Annotated in this window: 17 protein-coding genes; 11 read left to right on the forward strand and 6 right to left on the reverse strand. The window is 73.0% G+C overall.

Features of this window, described 5'->3' with window-relative positions; genetic code table 11:
• Window positions 1-37 precede the first annotated feature (37 nt).
• From BJ971_RS17880 to BJ971_RS17890, 3 genes are read left to right on the forward strand one after another with little or no spacing between them, the layout of a single operon-like run.
• Window positions 38-1,114, forward strand: coding sequence for an epoxide hydrolase family protein (locus BJ971_RS17880; protein ID WP_203709450.1), 1,077 nt, complete (start codon window positions 38-40; stop codon window positions 1,112-1,114).
• 32 nt (window positions 1,115-1,146) lie between these two features.
• Window positions 1,147-2,382, forward strand: coding sequence for an AAA family ATPase (locus BJ971_RS17885; protein ID WP_184994399.1), 1,236 nt, complete (start codon window positions 1,147-1,149; stop codon window positions 2,380-2,382).
• Window positions 2,379-3,548, forward strand: a complete 1,170-nt coding sequence (locus tag BJ971_RS17890; RefSeq protein WP_184994400.1) for a tetratricopeptide repeat protein — start codon at window positions 2,379-2,381, stop codon at window positions 3,546-3,548. The genes BJ971_RS17885 and BJ971_RS17890 overlap by 4 nt, the downstream gene beginning before the upstream one ends.
• Before the next feature lie 10 nt (window positions 3,549-3,558).
• On the opposite strand, the gene BJ971_RS17895 is transcribed toward BJ971_RS17890, so the two are convergent.
• Complete coding sequence (locus BJ971_RS17895; RefSeq protein WP_184994401.1) at window positions 3,559-5,412, reverse strand: glycosyltransferase; 1,854 nt, start codon at window positions 5,410-5,412, stop codon at window positions 3,559-3,561.
• A gap of 176 nt (window positions 5,413-5,588) precedes the next feature.
• Between BJ971_RS17895 and BJ971_RS17900 the strand changes: the two genes are divergently transcribed.
• Window positions 5,589-6,407: an SCO6745 family protein gene (locus BJ971_RS17900; protein ID WP_184994402.1), complete on the forward strand. Its 819-nt coding sequence runs from the start codon at window positions 5,589-5,591 to the stop codon at window positions 6,405-6,407.
• Here BJ971_RS17900 and BJ971_RS17905 read toward each other — a convergent pair.
• Entirely contained in the window at window positions 6,404-6,925 is a 522-nt protein-coding gene (locus BJ971_RS17905; protein WP_184994403.1) for a hypothetical protein, read from the reverse strand. The genes BJ971_RS17900 and BJ971_RS17905 overlap by 4 nt on opposite strands.
• Before the next feature lie 55 nt (window positions 6,926-6,980).
• Here BJ971_RS17905 and BJ971_RS17910 point away from each other — a divergent pair, with 55 nt between their 5' ends.
• The gene (locus BJ971_RS17910; RefSeq protein WP_184994404.1) at window positions 6,981-7,847 is read left to right on the forward strand and encodes an LLM class flavin-dependent oxidoreductase; all 867 of its coding nucleotides are present in this window, start codon (window positions 6,981-6,983) and stop codon (window positions 7,845-7,847) included.
• Between the two features lie 12 nt (window positions 7,848-7,859).
• On the opposite strand, the gene BJ971_RS17915 is transcribed toward BJ971_RS17910, so the two are convergent.
• The gene (locus tag BJ971_RS17915) at window positions 7,860-8,174 is read right to left on the reverse strand and encodes a TetR/AcrR family transcriptional regulator (RefSeq protein WP_184998930.1); all 315 of its coding nucleotides are present in this window, start codon (window positions 8,172-8,174) and stop codon (window positions 7,860-7,862) included.
• A gap of 116 nt (window positions 8,175-8,290) precedes the next feature.
• On the opposite strand from BJ971_RS17915, the gene BJ971_RS17920 reads away from it, so the two are divergent.
• Entirely contained in the window at window positions 8,291-8,584 is a 294-nt protein-coding gene (locus BJ971_RS17920; RefSeq protein WP_307837401.1) for an anthrone oxygenase family protein, read from the forward strand.
• Between the two features lie 10 nt (window positions 8,585-8,594).
• Here the strand turns inward: BJ971_RS17920 and BJ971_RS17925 are convergent, their stop codons facing one another.
• A complete protein-coding gene (locus tag BJ971_RS17925) occupies window positions 8,595-9,077 on the reverse strand; it encodes a YdeI/OmpD-associated family protein (RefSeq protein WP_184994405.1) in 483 nt (160 codons plus the stop codon).
• 58 nt (window positions 9,078-9,135) lie between these two features.
• Entirely contained in the window at window positions 9,136-9,927 is a 792-nt protein-coding gene (locus BJ971_RS17930) for a hypothetical protein (protein ID WP_184994406.1), read from the reverse strand.
• 177 nt (window positions 9,928-10,104) lie between these two features.
• On the opposite strand from BJ971_RS17930, the gene BJ971_RS17935 reads away from it, so the two are divergent.
• The 4 genes from BJ971_RS17935 (at window position 10,105) to BJ971_RS17950 (ending at window position 13,915) form a co-directional block, all read left to right on the forward strand.
• Window positions 10,105-10,284, forward strand: a complete 180-nt coding sequence (locus BJ971_RS17935; protein WP_184994407.1) for a hypothetical protein — start codon at window positions 10,105-10,107, stop codon at window positions 10,282-10,284.
• 17 nt (window positions 10,285-10,301) lie between these two features.
• Window positions 10,302-11,381: a winged helix DNA-binding domain-containing protein gene (locus BJ971_RS17940; protein WP_184994408.1), complete on the forward strand. Its 1,080-nt coding sequence runs from the start codon at window positions 10,302-10,304 to the stop codon at window positions 11,379-11,381.
• Between the two features lie 92 nt (window positions 11,382-11,473).
• On the forward strand, window positions 11,474-12,247 hold the full coding sequence (locus BJ971_RS17945) for a cyclase family protein (protein WP_184994409.1): 774 nt from the start codon (window positions 11,474-11,476) through the stop codon (window positions 12,245-12,247).
• 30 nt (window positions 12,248-12,277) lie between these two features.
• On the forward strand, window positions 12,278-13,915 hold the full coding sequence (locus BJ971_RS17950) for a thiamine pyrophosphate-binding protein (protein ID WP_184994410.1): 1,638 nt from the start codon (window positions 12,278-12,280) through the stop codon (window positions 13,913-13,915).
• A 1-nt stretch (window position 13,916) separates the two neighbouring features.
• Here the strand turns inward: BJ971_RS17950 and BJ971_RS17955 are convergent, their stop codons facing one another.
• Window positions 13,917-15,809, reverse strand: a complete 1,893-nt coding sequence (locus BJ971_RS17955) for a fluorothreonine transaldolase (protein WP_184994411.1) — start codon at window positions 15,807-15,809, stop codon at window positions 13,917-13,919.
• Between the two features lie 191 nt (window positions 15,810-16,000).
• Between BJ971_RS17955 and mtnA the strand changes: the two genes are divergently transcribed.
• Entirely contained in the window at window positions 16,001-17,002 is a 1,002-nt protein-coding gene (gene mtnA, locus BJ971_RS17960) for an S-methyl-5-thioribose-1-phosphate isomerase (RefSeq protein WP_184994412.1), read from the forward strand.
• Window positions 17,003-17,016 lie beyond the last annotated feature (14 nt).

Raw genomic sequence — 17,016 nt, forward strand, 5'->3', positions numbered from 1 at the left:
TAACGTTAGTCGGCCTAACGTTAGTCGCATGAACGATATTCAGCCCTTCCGGGTAGCCGTACCGCAGTCCGACCTCGACGACCTCGCCGACCGCCTCGCCCGCACCCGCTGGCCCGACGAGCTGCCCGGCGCGGGCTGGGACTACGGCATCCCGCTGTCCCGGGTCCGCGACCTGGCCGAGCACTGGCGCACCGGCTACGACTGGCGCGGGCACGAGGCGGCGCTCAACGCGTACCCGCAGTTCGTCAGCCGGATCGACGGGCAGCGGGTGCACTTCCTGCACGTGCGGTCCGCGAACCCGGACGCGCTGCCGCTCCTGCTCGTGCACGGCTGGCCCGGCTCGGTGCTGGACTTCCTCGACATGATCGAGCCGCTGACCGGCCACTTCCACCTGGTGATCCCGTCGATCCCGGGCTTCGGGTTCTCCGGCCCGACCGCGGAGCGCGGCTGGGACCAGCACCGGATCGCCCGGGCGTTCGCCGAGCTGATGACCCGGCTCGGCTACCCGCGGTTCGGCGCGCAGGGCGGCGACTGGGGCTCCGGCATCGCCCGGGCGCTGGGCACGGTCGCGCCCGAGCGGGTGGTCGGCGTCCACGTCAACTACCTGCCGCTGACCGGGCCGACCGCCGGGCTGTCCGAGTCCGACACCGAGCGCGCCGAGCGGACCGCGGCCTTCGCCGCGAACCGGCCCGGCTACCAGGTCCTGCAGGCGACCCGCCCGCAGACGATCTCGTACGCCCTCACCGACTCGCCCGTCGGCCAGCTCGCCTGGGTCGCCGAGAAGTTCACCGAGTGGGCCGACCCGGCGTCGAAGATCAGCGACGACGTCCTGCTCACCGACGTGTCGATCTACTGGCTGACCCGCACGGCCGGCTCGTCGGCCCGGCTGGGCAAGGAGAGCGGCTACGGCGTGCCCTGCCCGGTGCCGATGGGCGTCGCCGTGCTGCCGCACGACATCCTGCTGTCGGTGCGCCCGCTGGCCGAGCGCACCTACGACATCCGCCACTGGACCGAGCTGCCGCGCGGCGGGCACTTCGCCGCCCTGGAGGTGCCCGAGGAGCTCGCCGCCGACGTGATCGCGTTCTTCGCCACCCTCGGGACCTGGGCCGCCTGACCGCTCGCGGCCGCCGGGCATAATCGCCTCTCATGAGCGACAGCCTGATCGACAGTCTGCTCGCGGCGGTCGCCGCGCGGCCGGACGACCTGCCGCTGCGGCGGCACCTGGCCGAGCTGCTGCTGGCCGCCGGGCGGCCCGGCGAGGCGGTCGGGCACGCCGCGCAGGTCCTGGCCCGCGACCCCGGCGACGACGCGGCCCGCCGGCTGATGGCCGCCGCGCTCGGCGGCGAGCCGCCGGCCCCGGCGGCACCGGTCTCACCCGCGGCGCCGCCGGCGCGGCCGGGCGTCGACTGGGCCGCCATGGAGGACCAGTTCCAGGGTGTCGTGCCGCCGCGCTTCGTGCCCGCCGGCGACGAGCCCGAGCCGGTCCGGGGCCCGGACGACCGGGCGCACGACGTCGAGCGGGCCACCGTCACCCTCGCCGACGTCGGCGGCATGGACGAGGTGAAGAAGCGGCTCGAGCTCGCGTTCCTCGGTCCGCTGCGCAACCCGGAGCTGCGCACCCTGTTCGGCAAGAGCCTGCGCGGCGGGCTGCTGCTCTACGGCCCGCCCGGCTGCGGCAAGACCTTCCTCGCCCGGGCGGTCGCCGGGGAGATGGGCGCCGGCTTCATCTCGCTCTCGATCGTCGACGTGCTCAACATGTGGGTCGGCAGCTCCGAGCGCAACCTGCACGACCTGTTCGCGGCCGCCCGAACCCACGCCCCGTGCGTGCTGCTCCTCGACGAGATCGACGCGCTCGGGCACAAGCGCAACCAGCTCGGCTCCTCGGCCATGCGCACCCTGGTCAACCAGCTGCTCGCCGAGCTGGACGGCGTCGACGGCAACAACGACGGCGTCTTCGTGCTGGCCGCGACGAACGCGCCCTGGGACGTGGACGCCGCCCTGCGCCGCCCCGGCCGCCTCGACCGGACCGTGCTGGTCCTGCCGCCCGACGCGGCCGCCCGCGCCGCCATCCTCGAATACCACCTGCGCGACCGGCCCATCGCCGACATCGACCTGAGCGCCCTCGCGGCCGGCACCGAGCACTTCTCCGGCGCCGACCTGGCACACGTGTGCGAGACCGCGGCCGAGTTCGCGATGCGCGACGCGATCACCACCGGCCAGGTCCGGATGATCTCCCAGCAGGACATGACCGCCGCCATCGGCGAGGTGCGCCCGTCCACCGGCGCGTGGTTCGCCTCCGCCCGCAACGTCGCCATGTTCGGCAACGAGAGCGGCGAGTACGACGACCTGGCCGCGTACCTGAAGAAGCGCAAGCTGCTGTGAGCGGGGAGGACGCGTACCGCAGGGCCTGGCACCTCGCCGAGGCCGGCCGCTACGCCGACGCCGAGTCGACGCTGCGCGCGGCCCTGGCCACCGACCCGGCCGACGCCCGCCTGCTGACCATGCTCGGCTTCGTGCTGCGCAAGCAGTTCGACTACGTGTCCGCGCTGGCCGCCTGCGACGCGGCGATCGCGTCCCGGCCCGGCCTCGCCGACGCGCACGGCGAGCGCGCCGAGGCGCTGCTCTGCCTGCTGCGCGACCGCGACGCGATCGCCGCGGCGACCGAGTCCGTCCGGCTCGCGCCGCAACATCCGGCGAGCCACCTGGTGCTGGCCCGCACGCTGGCGTCGGACCGCCGCTTCGACGAGGCCCGCGCCGCCGCCGACCGGGGCCGGTCGCTCGCGCCGCAGTCGGTCGACGCCCTGCTCACGGTCGCCGATGTGTCCCGCGTCGCCGGCAGGCGGGACGCGGCCGAGCAGGCGGCCCGGGCCGCGCTGGCGATCGACCCCGACAACGAATACGGGCGTTGGCTGCTCGCCATGATCGACGGGGAGCGGCTGCGGGTCGGCCGGTCGATGCGGGCACTGCGCGACGTCGCGAGCGCGAACCCGGCCCGCCCCGACGTGGTCTCGATGACCTGGCCGATCCGGGGCCTGCTCGGCTCGCTGCGCATCTGGTTCTCGGTGGCGATCGCGCTGGTCACGGCCGGCGCCCTGGCCGGCGCGGGCTGGCCGCCGGCCGGGACCCTCGCCCGGATCGCGGCCGGGCTCTTCGCCGCCGTGGTCGCCGGCTTCGCGCTGCGCCTGCTGGTCCCGGCGGGCCGCCTGCCCTGGCGCTGCCTGCGCCTCGCGCCCGCCCTGCTGCGCCGCGCCGCGCACGGCGGGGTGGTCACCGTGTGCGCGCAGGTAGCGCTCCTCATCGGGTACGCGGTGACGGGCCGGTGGTGGCTGCCGGTGCTCGCCCTGGCGGCCGTGCCGGTGCTGTGGTGCTTCGGCCTGGCGGAGCTGGTCGGCGCGCGGATGGACGACCCCGGCTACCTGCACGCGCTGAAGGACGTCGCCCAGGACCTGCGGCAGTGGCGCGCCGACTTCGGCCAATGGTGGCGCGACTCCAAGCGCGAGCTCCGCGAGACCTGGAACGACGACAACCCGGACTCGACGCCGAGGTGACCGGCCCGGTTCAGCCCGTCACGCGGATCGAGAACTGGTTGTTCGTGTCGTAGAGCGGCTGCATCGTGACGCCGCCGGTGACGATCGGCGGCAGCACGTACGCGTGGTCCTTGCGGATCACGTCGTCCAGGATCCGGCCGAGCCGTAGCGCGGGCAGCCCCGGCGCGGGGCGCAGCCAGAGCTGCCACGTTCCCGCCGGCAGCGCGCCGATCCGTACCGCGAAACCGGAGTCGGTGACGGAGGCCGGCAGCTCCCGGTCGGTGTCGCCCCGCAGCTCCAGCACCGGACCGGCGGGTTCGGCGCCGACCAGGCGCCCCTCGATCCGCAGGCCGTCCCCGTCGATCCGCACGGCGGCGATCTCGGCGTACGCCGGCCGGTCCCAGACCCGCAGGCCGAGGCAGCCGTCGTTGAGCCGGTGCGGCAGCTCGACGCGGGTGGCCGTGCCGGCGATCAGGGCCCGGGTGTCCAGCCGGCCGGCCCGGACCGCCGCACCGTCCTGGGTGCGCAGCCGCCAGTTGCCCTCCGTCAGGTCGCCGCCGACCGGCACCTTGTCCTCGCCGCGGCACCAGACCAGGCCCGCGCCGCCCGCCAGCACCAGCTCGCCGTCCGCGGTGACCTGCGCGTCGACGGTCGGCACGGCGGACGTCAGCGCCGGGCCGAGTGCCGGCTGCGGAGCCGGCCGGGGCTGTAGGCGGTGCCACCAGCGCCATCGGGCCTTGCGGGCCGCGAGTCGTTCGAACAGCTGCTCGTAGCGCTCGGCGATCAGCGCCGGGTCGTAGCGTTCCGAGTTCTTCAGCGCGGCGTCGGCCATCGCCTCCCGTTCCGCGTCGTCGTTGATCAGCCGCAGCAGCGCGGCCGCCATGGCGGCCTCGTCACCGACCGGCGTGAGCAGGCCGTCCACCCCGTCCTGGAGGATCTCGGCCGGACCGTGCGGCGCGGCCGTGCTGACCACCGGCACCCCGGCGCGCATCGCCTCGACCAGGGTCATGCCGAACGACTCCCGGTCGGAGGTCACGGCCGCGATCGCGCCCTTGGCCCACTCCGTCTCGATCGGCGTGTACGGGCCCATCATCAGCACGTTGTCGTGCAGCCCCAGCTCGGCGACCAGGGCGCGCAGGTCGCCGGCCTCCTGGCCCTGGCCGTAGATCCGCAGCTGCCAGTCCGGGCGCTCGGCCGCCACCGCGGCGAAGGCCCGGATCAGCAGGTCGTACCGCTTGGTGCCGACCAGCCGGCCGGCCGCCACCACGATCTTGTCCCGGCCGTGCGAGCGCGGCACGGCCGGCGCCGGCACGCTGTTCGGGATGGACGTCAGCTCGGTGTTCGTCAGCTTCACGTGCGCCCGGTAGTCCTCGGCGTCGCGCGCGGTGTTGGTCACGAACGCGTCCAGCTTGCGCAGGTGCAGCGGCAGCTCCGCGCGCATCGCCTTGCGCTGGTGCAGCCGGGTCAGGTGCTCCTGGCCGATCCTGATCATCCGGGCCGGTGCGAACCGGGCGACATAGGCGATCAGCCCGGCCCGGGTGGCGATCACCACGTCGGCGTCGCTGCCCTTCAGGTATCGCTCGTACCGCTCCTCGACCATCAGGTCGTAGTCGCTGGACCGGTAGTCGGCCTTCGGGTAGACATTCGGCGGCAGGCCGCGCTGCGGATCGTCCTTGAGGTAGTCGGGATGGCCCTTCCGCGCCTCGACCAGCGCCATCAGGCGCACGTCCGGGTGCAGCGGCAGCTGGGGCACATCGTGCCAGCGCATGGTGCTGAGCACCTCGACCTGATGTCCCCGCTCGGCGAGGGCGCCGCCGAGATTGAAGGTCGTGGTGATCGTGCCGCCGATGCCGAAACCGTTGTTGATGAGGAAAAGGACCTTCACGGGTCGGAACCTTAGACCGACCATGCGCCCGCTGTCTGTCCCGGTGTTCCGGTGTGTCGGTATCTCACAGACCCGTGTTGACCTCGACCCGGGTTGTCGGATCCGGGCAGCATCGTTCGTAGCCGGGGTGAGCGGTCGCCACGAGGGCGCCGTCACGATCACAGGAGTCGCCGACCATGCCGCACACACAGGCCCGGGTCCACCGCATGTTCGAGCTCGTGGAGCCGATCGCCACCGTCACCTTCTCCGAGATACCGAACGAGGAGTTCCTGGCCCTCGGCATGCGCAACTACTGGGACGGATACTTCGCGGGCCGCGCCGCGCCGCTGGGGACGGCACCGGCCGAGGTGGTGCACGCGATCTTCTACAACTTCGCCGACGGCGAGGTGGCGCGCCACATCCCGTGGGTCTGGGGGAAGACCACCCCGCGGGAGGCCGTCGCCGTGCGCGAGCGGGGGAGCGCCGCCGCGCTGCGGACGATGATGGGCGACCTCGCCGCCTCACCCGGCCTGGTGCGGGTCACCGACCTCGCCACCCGGGCGGCGGTCAGCGCGCCGACCGAGGGCCGCGCGCTGTACGCCGGGCTCCGGGCGCTCGACGTGCCCGAGGAACCGGTGGCCCGGCTCTGGCACGCGGCGACGCTGCTGCGGGAGCACCGCGGAGACGGCCACAACGCGGCCCTGCTCACCCACGGCATCGGCGGCACCGAGGCACACGTGCTGCTCGCCCTCTCCCTCGGCATGCGGGCGGCGGAGTTCGGCCGGGTGCACCACCTGCCCAGGGAACAACTCGCCGCCGTCGTCGACGGGCTGCGCGCCCGCGGCCTCGTGGACGCCGCCGGCGGGTTCACCGACGCCGGCCGGGAGACCAGGCGGCGGATCGAGGCGCTCACCGACGAGCTGGCGGCCCCGGCGTACGAGGTGCTCAGCGTGGACGAACTCGACGAGCTGATCGCGGGGCTCGAGCCGATCGCCGCCGCGGTCGGGGCCGCCTAACTCGCGGTGTAGACGGCGAGCGCCCACGAGGCGGGCGCGTCCGACGGGGTGTCGGCGACGGTGGGCATCTCATGCCAGATCAGGTGCCGCCGGCCGTCCTCGCCGGGCAGCCAGCTCGGGTCGATGGTCTGCGCCAGCCGCTGGTTGTCCGAGCCGGGATCGCACCAGAGGTACTCGTTGCCTCCGGTGTCCGGCAGGTCCGCCACGTTTCCGCCGTCACGCATCCACCACACCTGCACCGAGAGCGCGGACAGCGCCCGGCGGCGGTGCAGGAACGCGAGCCGGCAGGCGGCGCGCACCAGGATCGGCCGCGAGGTGGCGGGCACCGACACCGACACCCGCTTCTCGCCGGGGTAGGACCTGAAGGTGACGAGGTGGGCACGCTCGTGGACGACGCCCTCGACGGTGATCGTCCGCGGCAGTTCGTCGCCGGGCGCGGGCGGCGAGATCTGGAATCCGGCGACCACGAGGACGGCGGACACCAGGGCGGCTCCGAGCAGCCACCGTTTGATCACCATCACTCATGGTATTGGGGCGCCTTGTCGTCGCGCCAGCGCTCATTATGATCACCTGATGCCTCGCATCGGAGTGATGTTCGACCGTGACCGTGCCCCCGAGGAGCTGCCGGCGTACGCCGCCGCGGTGGAGGAGCTCGGCGTCGACGACCTGTGGCTGGTCGAGGACCTGGGCTGGGCCGGGTCGATCGGCTCCACCGCGCTCGCCCTGGCCGCCACCTCCCGGATCCGCGTCGGCATCGGCATCGCGCCGGTACCGCTGCGCAACCCGGCCCTGCTCGCCATGGAGCTCGCGACGCTGGCCCGGGTGCATCCGGGCCGGGTCGTCGCCGGCGTCGGGCACGGGGTGACGGAGTGGATGCGCCAGGTCGGTGCGGAGCGCAAGGCCAAGCTCGCCCTGCTGGAGGAGAGCGTCACCGCGGTCCGGGGCCTGCTCCGCGGCGAGACCGTGACCCTGGACGGCGCCGAGGTGCACCTCGACGGGGTCAGCCTGGTGCACCCGCCGTCGGTGGTGCCGCCGATCGTCACCGGCGTGGTCAGGCCGCGCTCGCTGGAGCTGTCCGGCCGGGTCGCGGACGGGACGATCCTCGCCGAGGGCAACGGCCCGGCACAGGTCGGCGCCGCGCTGGGGCACATCCGCCGCGGCGGCGCCGGGGACGGCCACGAGCTGATCACCTTCGTGTACCTGCACGTCAACGACGACCCGGCGGACGCCGCGAAGGTCACCGGCGAGCTGGTGGCCGCCCAGGCGGACTGGCTGGGGGTGCCTCAGGACGAGCTGTTCACCCTGATCGGCCCGGCACGCGACATCCCGGCCAAGATCCAGGCCCTGACCGACGCCGGTGTCGCGACGATCGTGCTGCGCCCGCTCGGGCCCGACCCGCTCGGCCAGACCCGCAGCGCCCTGGCGGCCCTCGCGGGCTGACCCGGTCTCCTCCTACCGGCGGTCGGTCCCGAAGCGGGCGGCGAGCTCGGCCTCGTAGAGCGACGGATGCACCGCCGCGAAGTCGAGGTATGCGCCGGCCACCGCCGTGACGGCCCGCGCGCCGGTCTTGCGCCCCACGGCGGCTCGCGTCGCCGATGCCAGCTCGGTGAATCCGGAGAGCGCCACCGTGCGCATGATATCGGTCTTCCCGCCGGGGAAGTGCGCGTAGAGCACGGGCTGCGTGTAGCCGATCACGTCGGCGAGCCGCCGCGACGTGACGGCGGCCCAGCCGTCGGCCTCGGACACGGCCCGGGCCGCGTCGAGGATCTGCTGCCGGCGCTCGGCCGCTCGCCGCGGTCTTCGTCAACCCGATCCTGCTGCGACTGCCGGCGGGCCCGTCACTCGAGGCGCGCGCCGACGGTGCGCGCGTCCTCGGCCGCGTCATGCCGTACTGGTACATCGCGTCGCTGATCCTCACGGCCGGTTTGGCCGCCGCCGGCTGGGGCGGGCCGGCGGCCGGCGCCGCCATCGCCGCCGCCGCCCTGCTCGCCGTGAGCGTCGTCATGTCGATCGCCCTGCTCGTGCCCATCAACAACCGCTCCGCGACGTGGACGGCCGACGACCACCCAGACGACTGGCGTGAGCAGCAGCAGCGCTGGGACCGCCTGCACTACGCGCGGGTGGCCGTCATCGTCGCCGCGTTCGTGCTCACCCTGGTCGCCGCGACCGCCGGCTGAGCCGCCGCGCTCACGGCTGTGGCCGGGGACGCTGTTTCTGCTCGGTCGCCAGCAGACGGATCATCTCGGCGATGCGCTCGGGGCGTTGCTCGGGCCGGCGTCTGGTGGCGTCGATCCATCGCAGATAGGCGCGGCGGTAGAACTGAGCGAGGGAGTCGAAGAAGGCCCCGGCCTTCGGGTCGGCGTCCAGGGCCGCGGCGACATCGTCGGGCAGGTCGGCGCGCTGAGGACCCTCCGGCATGATCTCGACGGTGACTTTGTGCCCGGGGGCCAGGTCGCAATCACGCAGCCAGGCAGGGCCGAGGGTAAGTGCGTAGCCGTCCGGTGCCGTGGTGACCGCGCCGCGCACGCGCACACCGTTGACCGTGCCGCCCACCAGATGACGATCCTTGCGCCCCCACACGGTGTCAGGGTCGAAGGGGACAGGGATCAGGACATGACCACGAGGCGCGGCCTGCACCGTGGAGGTGAACCGACGGCGGGTCGCTGCCATTGACCCAGTATCCACCCGAGACCAGGGCGCCGGACTTCGACTGCCGAGCAGATCGCCCTCACGCTCCGGAGGGAGTGGTCGCGAAGTAGGCCTTCACGCTGGCCGAGCGGTTGGCGGCTACGGCCGCGCGGTTGGCGGCGTCGGCCTGGCCGGTCACCGGAACCGTGACGCGGCCGTCGCCGGAGATCTCGATCAGGTCGCCGATGGGCGTCACCGTCTCGGCCTGCTGAGGCTGTCCGGGCTCCGAGTCGCTCCACACCAGATATACGAGCCGGACCGTGACGGGCACGCCGTTGGTGTTTGTCAGCTCGACGGCGGCGATGCGGCCGTCCCCGGTGGTCGACAGCCCTTGATCGTCGAGGGCCGTGACGTCCACCTCGTCGCTGTGGGACGGGAATCGCACGGTGGGCGCGTCGTCGACGGTGACCCTGACGTCCGCTACTTCCCCCGCGGGTTGTCCGCCGAAGATGAGCACGTCGTAGCCGCCGCCAGGCGGTACCACCAATCCACCGCGGTCGCTGCCGTAGGCCGTCGTGACCGTGACGCCCGGTAGAGGTTCCCCGGACCCGTCCAGCGCGGTGAACGAGAGAGTCGGCGTCACCGCGGTCGCGTCATCGTTGTCGATCAGCAACAGCTGATCCATCATGCCGTCGCCCGGCTGGGAGACGTAGGTGAACGTCAGCCTTTCGCGGGTGGAGGTGTCCACGATGTCCCAAGTCACAAGGCCCGCCACCGTCAGAGCGACGACACCGATGAGTATCTTGCCGATCGGCCCGGCGCGCATCCCGGCGAAGCGTGAGGGCCGGCTCTCATGGCTCGACGGGATCGGCGGGCTGGGGAACATGGCCACCGCGGCAGGATAGGCGACAAGATCTTGACGCGCGACCCGCCGGCACATCGAGCGCACGGAGCAGAGCGACCTCGTCGCGGCGAAGCAGATCGCGTTACGGTTCGCTGGATGCCTTGATGGAGCGGGCAGGAACGATGGGAACCTGCCGGTCTGCGAGGCCGACGAAGGAGGTCAGCGATGAGTGAGCATCGTGAACCGGCCGAGCCCGGCACGGATGAGGAGCTGGCGTCCCTGCGGCACAAGCGGTTCGGTCAGCTGCCTGCCCGGGTTCGGCCGGAGGACCTGGTCGAGGCGGAGGAAGCGGAGCCCGCGCATGAGGAACCGGGACAGCCCATGGTGCGCCGGGAATGGGGATAGCCGATACAGGGCGCGGCATGGTGCGGGACCTCGATATTGCTCGCTGGCGGCTGCGTAGTCAGCACCTGGCCGCGCCGCACGCCGCCGCGGCCGGCGAGGCTGTCGGTTCGCTGCTGGCGGTCCAGGCGGAGAATCCGGGTCAGGCGGCGTGGGCCGTGGCGGCGCGCACCCGGCACCCGGACCGGGCGGACCTGGCGACGCTGCTCGACGAGGGCGTCGTTCTGCGGACGCATGTGCTGCGGCCGACCTGGCATTTCGTGCGCGCCGAGGATCTCGGCTGGCTGCTCGACCTGACCGGTCCCCGTGTCCGGCGGGTCACCGGGCAGCAGCTGCGCGCCGTACACGGCCTCGACGAGCGTGCCGTCGACCGGGCGGTCGTCGCCGTCACCGAGGCGCTGGCGGGCCGGCAGCTCACCCGCGCCCGGCTGGCCGACGAGCTGGGCGGGCGCGGCGTCGGGGGGAGCGGGCAGATGCTGATGATCCTCCTCGCGCACGCCGAGCTGGACGGGCTGATCTGTAGCGGAGCGGTCGTCGACGGCGAGCACACCTACGCCCTCATGGCCGAGCGGGTGCCGGCGCCGCGGCGGCTCGACCGCGGCGAGGCCCTGGCCGAGCTCGCCCTGCGCTACTTCACCGGACACGGCCCCGCGACCGAACGCGACCTCGCCTACTGGGCCACCCTCACCCTCACCGACGTGCGGGCCGGCCTGCACGAGGTCCGCGACCGGCTCGACTCGTTCCACCACGACGGGCGCACCTTCTGGCACGCCCCGGCCGATCCGCCCGACGGTCCCGAGGAGCCCGCCGGCCATCTCCTCCAGGTCCTCGACGAGACCTACCGCGGCTACCAGGACTCCCGCTGGGTGCTGGACGCCGCCGGCGCCGTGCCCCGCACCCGGGAGTCCGCGATCGGGATGGCTCTGGTCGACGCTCAACTGGTCGCCGCCATGCGGCGGACCGTCACCCCCGACCACGTGCGCTTCGACCTGTTGCCCTACCGGCCCCTGGCGCCCGCACAGATCGACGCCCTCGGCCAGGCCGCCGAACGGTACGGCCGATTCCTGCGGCTCGACGCCCGGCTCGCCCTGCCGGGGTGACCTGGGCGAGCGTCGCGAATCCGAACAAGACCGCGGCCGTGAATGGCATAGGCTCGCACTGTCGTCGATGATCGTCGCAAAGTGGGGGCTCGATGAGCATTCTGCAGGCACTCGTGGCCGGGATCAGCGGTGGGTCCATCGCCGTCGTCGACCTCACCGCGCCGCTGTCCAGCCGTACCCCGATCCTCAGGCTGCCGGAGCCGTTCGCCGACACGGCGACCTTCAGCCTGGAGGAGATCAGCCGGTACGACGACCGCGGGCCGGCCTGGTACTGGAACAACATCCACACCGGCGAGCACACCGGCACCCATCTGGACGCCCCGGTGCACTGGGTCACCGCCAAGGACGGCGAGGACGTCTCGCAGATCCTGCCGCGGCGGCTGGTCGCGCCGGCCGCGGTGATCGACGTGGCGGACCGGGTCGCGGCCGATCCCGACTTCCTGCTGGAGGTCGATGACGTACGGCGGTGGGAGGCGGCGCACGGGCCGTTGCCGGAGGGCGGCTGGCTGCTGCTGCGTACCGGATGGGACGCCCGGTCCGGCGACCAGGAGGCGTTCCTCAACGCCGACGAGACCGGCCCGCACACCCCCGGCATCTCGGTCGAGGCGGCGAAGTGGCTGGCCGAGGAGGCGCCGGTGATCGGCGTCGGCGTGGAGACGGTCGGCACGGACGCCGGTGCCGCGCACTCGTTCGACCCGCCGTTCCCGTGCCACACGTTCGTGCTCGGCGCCGGCAAGTACGGGCTGACCCAGCTACAGAATCTCAACGAGCTGCCGCCTACCGGCGCCGTGCTGATCACCGCACCCCTGCCGATCGTCGGCGGTTCCGGCAGCCCCACCCGGGTCCTCGCCCTCATCGAGCGATGACCGAGGCCGAGCGATGACCGAGGCCGAGCGATGACGGCGACCGTCGCCGAGGTGGTCGGCGCGACGCTGGCCGGCCTCGGCGCCGACCACGTCTTCGGTGTCGTCGGTAGCGGCAACTTCCACGTCACCAACGCGCTGGTGCGGCACGGCGCGCGGTTCGTCGCCACCCGCCACGAGGGCGGCGCGGCGACGGCGGCCGACGCGTACGCCCGGGTCAGCGGGCGCGTCGGCGTTGTCACCGTGCACCAGGGTTGCGGGCTGACCAACGCGATGACCGGCATCACCGAGGCGGCGAAGAGCCGCACGCCGATGCTGGTCCTCGCCGCCGAGCCGGCGGCCAGCGCGCTGCGGTCGAACTTCCGGGTCGACCAGGACGCCCTGGCCCACGCGGTCGGCGCGGTGAGCGACCGGGTACACCGGCCGGACACGGCGGTCGCCGACACCGTGCGGGCCTGGCGTACCGCGGTGGGGCAGCGCCGGACCGTCGTGCTCAACCTCCCGCTCGACATCCAGGGCGCGCCCGCGGAACCGGGCGTACCCCAGGATCAGCTCGACGTGCGGCAGCCGCGCGCGTCCGACGAGGCGGTCACGGACCTGGCCGATCTGCTCACCCGCGCGCGGCGCCCGGTCTTCATCGCCGGCCGCGGCGCCCTCGACGCGCGGGCGGAACTCGAGACGCTCGCCTCGGCCTGCGGAGCGCTGCTGGCCACCTCGGCGGTGGCCAAGGGACTGTTCGCCGGCAACCCGTGGAGCCTCGACGTGTCCGGCGGCTTCGCCACACCGCTGGCCGCCGAGCTGATCGGCGCCGCCGACCTGGTCGTGGCCTGGGGCGCGTCGCTGAACATGTGGACCACCCGGCACGGCGCGCTGCTCGGTGCCGGCGCCACGGTGGTCCAGGTCGACCTCGACCCGGCCGCGCTGGGCGCCCACCACCGCGTCGACGCCGGCATCGTCGGCGACGCCCGCACCAGCGCGCTCGCGGTGCGCGCCGCCCTGCCGGGGGAGAGCGCCGGCTACCGCACCGCGGAGGTGTCGGCCCGGCTGGGCGCCGAGGGGCGGTGGCGGGACGTCGCGTACACCGATGACGGCGACGGCTCGCACATCGACCCGCGCACGGCCAGCATCGCGCTCGACGACCTGCTTCCCGCCGAGCGGGTGGTCGCGGTCGACTCCGGCAACTTCATGGGGTACCCGTCGATGTTCCTGTCCGTGCCGGACCACCGCGGCTTCTGCTTCACCCAGGCGTTCCAGTCCATCGGGCTGGGACTGGCCAGCGCGCTCGGTGCGGCGCTGGCCGCACCGGACCGGCTGCCGGTGGCCGCGTGCGGCGACGGCGGCTTCCTGATGGGCATCGCCGAGCTGGACACCGTACGGCGGCTCGGGCTGGGAATGCTCGTGGTGGTGTACAACGACGACGCCTACGGCGCCGAGGTGCACCACTTCGGCCCCGCCGGGCATCCGCTCTCCACCGTCGTCTTCCCCGAGACCGACCTGGCCGCGATCGCCCGTGGCTACGGCTGCGAAGCGGCGACCGTCCGGCGGGACGGCGACCTGGCCCCGGTCGCGGACTGGGTGGCCGGCCCGCGCCACGTGCCGATGGTGGTCGACCTGAAGGTCTCCGCGGGCCGCCCCGCGTGGTGGCTGGAGGAGGCGTTCCGGGGACACTGAGTCAGGCGTTCGCGGTCGCGTGCAGCGCCTTGGCCAGGGTGGCGAGCAGTTCGCTCCCCTCCTCCAGCGAGGCGCTCCAGAGCACCAGGCCGTGCCGCCGGACGTAGATGAGCCGGCTCTTCCGGGCCGCCTCGGCGACGGATTCGGCGAGCTGGACGCTGCCGTACTCCTTGGGCGGGATGACCAGCACGTCGAACCGGCTGAGCTCCTGGTCGTCGGGGATGTAGTGGTTGTGCACGACGAAGGCGGCGTCGACCGTGGTACGCATCAGGTAGTGCATGTACGACTCGGCGGACGGCGTGCCGGTGCCGCGGCACCGCAGCGTGGTGCCGGTGCGGGCCTCCAGCTCGACGAAGTCGGCCGGTCCCAGGTCCCGGATGTAGGCGCCGGTGGCGGTGACGAAGGTGCTGCCGTCGCGCTGGAAGCTGATGTTTCCCGCCGAGTCGGTCTGGTGCTCGAAGACACCGGCGAGCCGGCCGAGTGACCGGGCACCGTCGAACGACCGGTGATCGATCTCGATGGGCTCGCGGCGCAGCTGGATGTCGGCCCAGCGCGGTGCGGCGACAGGGGTGGAGGGTGCCGCCGGCCGGCCGATGGCCGCGGTGCCGCCGATCCTGGGCACCGCCTCCGTCACGAGCCCGTGCTCGGGCTCGCAGTACTTGATCTGATTCCGGGAGCCGACCAGGTCGGCGACGGCCAGCGAGATCGGTCCCGGGTCCGCGTCGTGCAGCAGCAGTTGCGCCAGCCAGTCCGCCACGAGATCGAAGTCCGCGTTCGTGAACCCGCGCCGCACGACCTCCTGTACGCCGAGGCGCATCGTGTCGGTCTGCTCGAACGCCACGGAGCGGTTGACCGCGATCCCGGCCCGCAGCAGCCGTTCCAGCAGGGCCGGGCCGGCGCCGAGCGGCCGGTTGTCGATGAAGGACATGTGGTTGCGGGTGAAGCCGCGGTCGGCGGCGATCATCGGTACCCCGCGGTCGTGCAGGGCTGCGGCCAGATACCGGGAGCTCTCGACGACCCGGCTGGCGTATTCGCGGCCGTGGAAGTACATCTCGTGCAGGGCGATGAACAGCGCGAGCGTCGAGGCGGTGTGCTGGCTGCTGACCATGCCGTTGGACAGGGTGTAGCTGATCCGTTCCATCAGCCCCCGGCTGTTGCCGAGAATGATGCCCTTCTGCGGTCCGAACATCGTCTTGTGGGTGTTGGCCTGAAGGATGTCGGCGCCCTCGGCGAGCGGGTTCTGGAACTGGCCGCCGGCGATCAGCCCGAGGGTGTGCGAGGCGTCGTAGACCAGCGGCACGTCGCCGCACATCTCCTTCAGCTCGCGCACGGGGAAGGGGAACAGGTAGTTCATCGCGTCCAGGAACAGCAGCGTGGGTCGTTCGGCCTCGAAGACCTCCCGGGTGCGGTCCAGGTCGATCTCGGAGAGGTCGCGGTAGGCGTACGTGCAGCTGCGCCGGCCGAAGGAGCGGCAGATCAGCTCGGTGAGGAAATGGCCGCCGTCCTTTGTGGAAATGCGCATGATCTTCTCGCCGGGCTGGGACAGCGCGGCGAAGGTCGTCTGCATCGCGTGGATGCCGGAGAGGCACCGGAACTCGGCGTAATCGGCGCCGAAGAGTTGCCGGCAGACCTCCGTCGCGGACGCCTCGATCGCGTTGACGCCGTTCATTCCCCGGTAGAGGAAATTGTTCAGCCGCGACGGCGAGTCCTCGCGCATCTCCAGGTGTTCCAACAGGTACCGGTTTCCGAGTGGGGTGGACAGCACCCGTTGCGCCGCCGGTGACGGCAGCGTCTCGTTGGCGGTCAGGTGGAGAACGGCGGCCGACTCGATTTCTTCCTGTTCGATCAGTCGGCTTATCCGGGCGAGCGTCATGGGTTGCTGTGCTGAGGACATGGGTGATCTCCCGCGTTCGCCGATATTGCCTGCGAATCTATGGGAGGCGATCGGATCGCACAGGTGGGCGCCCGAGCGAAGAACGAAGAGTGCACCATTGATGTATCCGGTGGTGCGACTTAGCTCCGATGCCGGGCGACCGCGCTGTGAACCATCATGGGACGCCCATGGGCGACCGGAAGGTGACCATCATGCGCGCGATCGACTGGCGGGACGACGCGGTCGTCATCATCGATCAGACCCTGCTGCCGGAGCGGACGACCCGGGTCGTGGTCCGCGAACCGGCACAGTTGGTCACGGAGATCAGGCGGCTGGCGATACGCGGTGCTATGGCGCTCGGCGTGGCGGGGGCCATGGGCGTAGCGCTCGGTGCCGTACGCGCCCGGGAACGCGGGGCCGACGTCCTCGCCGCGGCGACCGACGCGTGCGCCCTGCTGGCCGGCGCGCGCCCGACCGCGATCAACCTGGCGTGGGGCGCCCAGCGGGCGCTGGCCGCCGCGCCGGACGGCGCCGCGGCGGTGGTCGCCGCCGCGCTGGCGTTGCGCGACGCCGACATCGCGGCCAACCGGGCCATCGGCCGGCGCGGCGCGGATCTGCTGGACGGCGCCCGGCGGGTGCTGACCCATTGCAACACCGGAGCGCTGGCGGCCGTCGAGATCGGCACGGCGGTGGGCGTGATCGCCGAGCTGCACCGGCGCCGGCCGCTGACCATGGTGTACGCGACGGAGACCCGGCCGCTGCTGCAAGGTTCCCGGCTGACCGCCTGGGAACTGGGCAAAGCCGGGCTGCCCCATCGGATCCTGGTGGACGGTGCCGCGGCCGGCCTGATCCTGGCGGGGGAGGTCGACGCCGTGGTGGTCGGTGCCGACCGGATCGCGGCCAACGGCGACACGGCCAACAAGGTCGGCACGGTGGCGCACGCGCTCGCCGCGGCACGGGCCGGCATCCCGTTCGTGGTGGCCGCGCCCGAGGCGACGTTCGCGGCGACGACGTACACCGGGGCCGAGATACCCATCGAGGAGCGGCACGAGGACGAGGTGCTGTTCGTGGGTTCGCGCCGCGTCGCCCCGCCCGGTACGCGGGCGAGGAACCCCGGCTTCGACGTGACGCCGGCGGACCTGATCACCGCGGTCGTGACGGAGCGGCGGGTGCTGCCGCTGGGCCGCGCCGTCGCCGGCGCGGCCGCTCGCTGAGGGGCGCACCGGCG

The organism is Amorphoplanes digitatis (assembly GCF_014205335.1).
In the GTDB taxonomy this organism is placed as follows: Bacteria; Actinomycetota; Actinomycetes; order Mycobacteriales; family Micromonosporaceae; genus Actinoplanes; species Actinoplanes digitatus.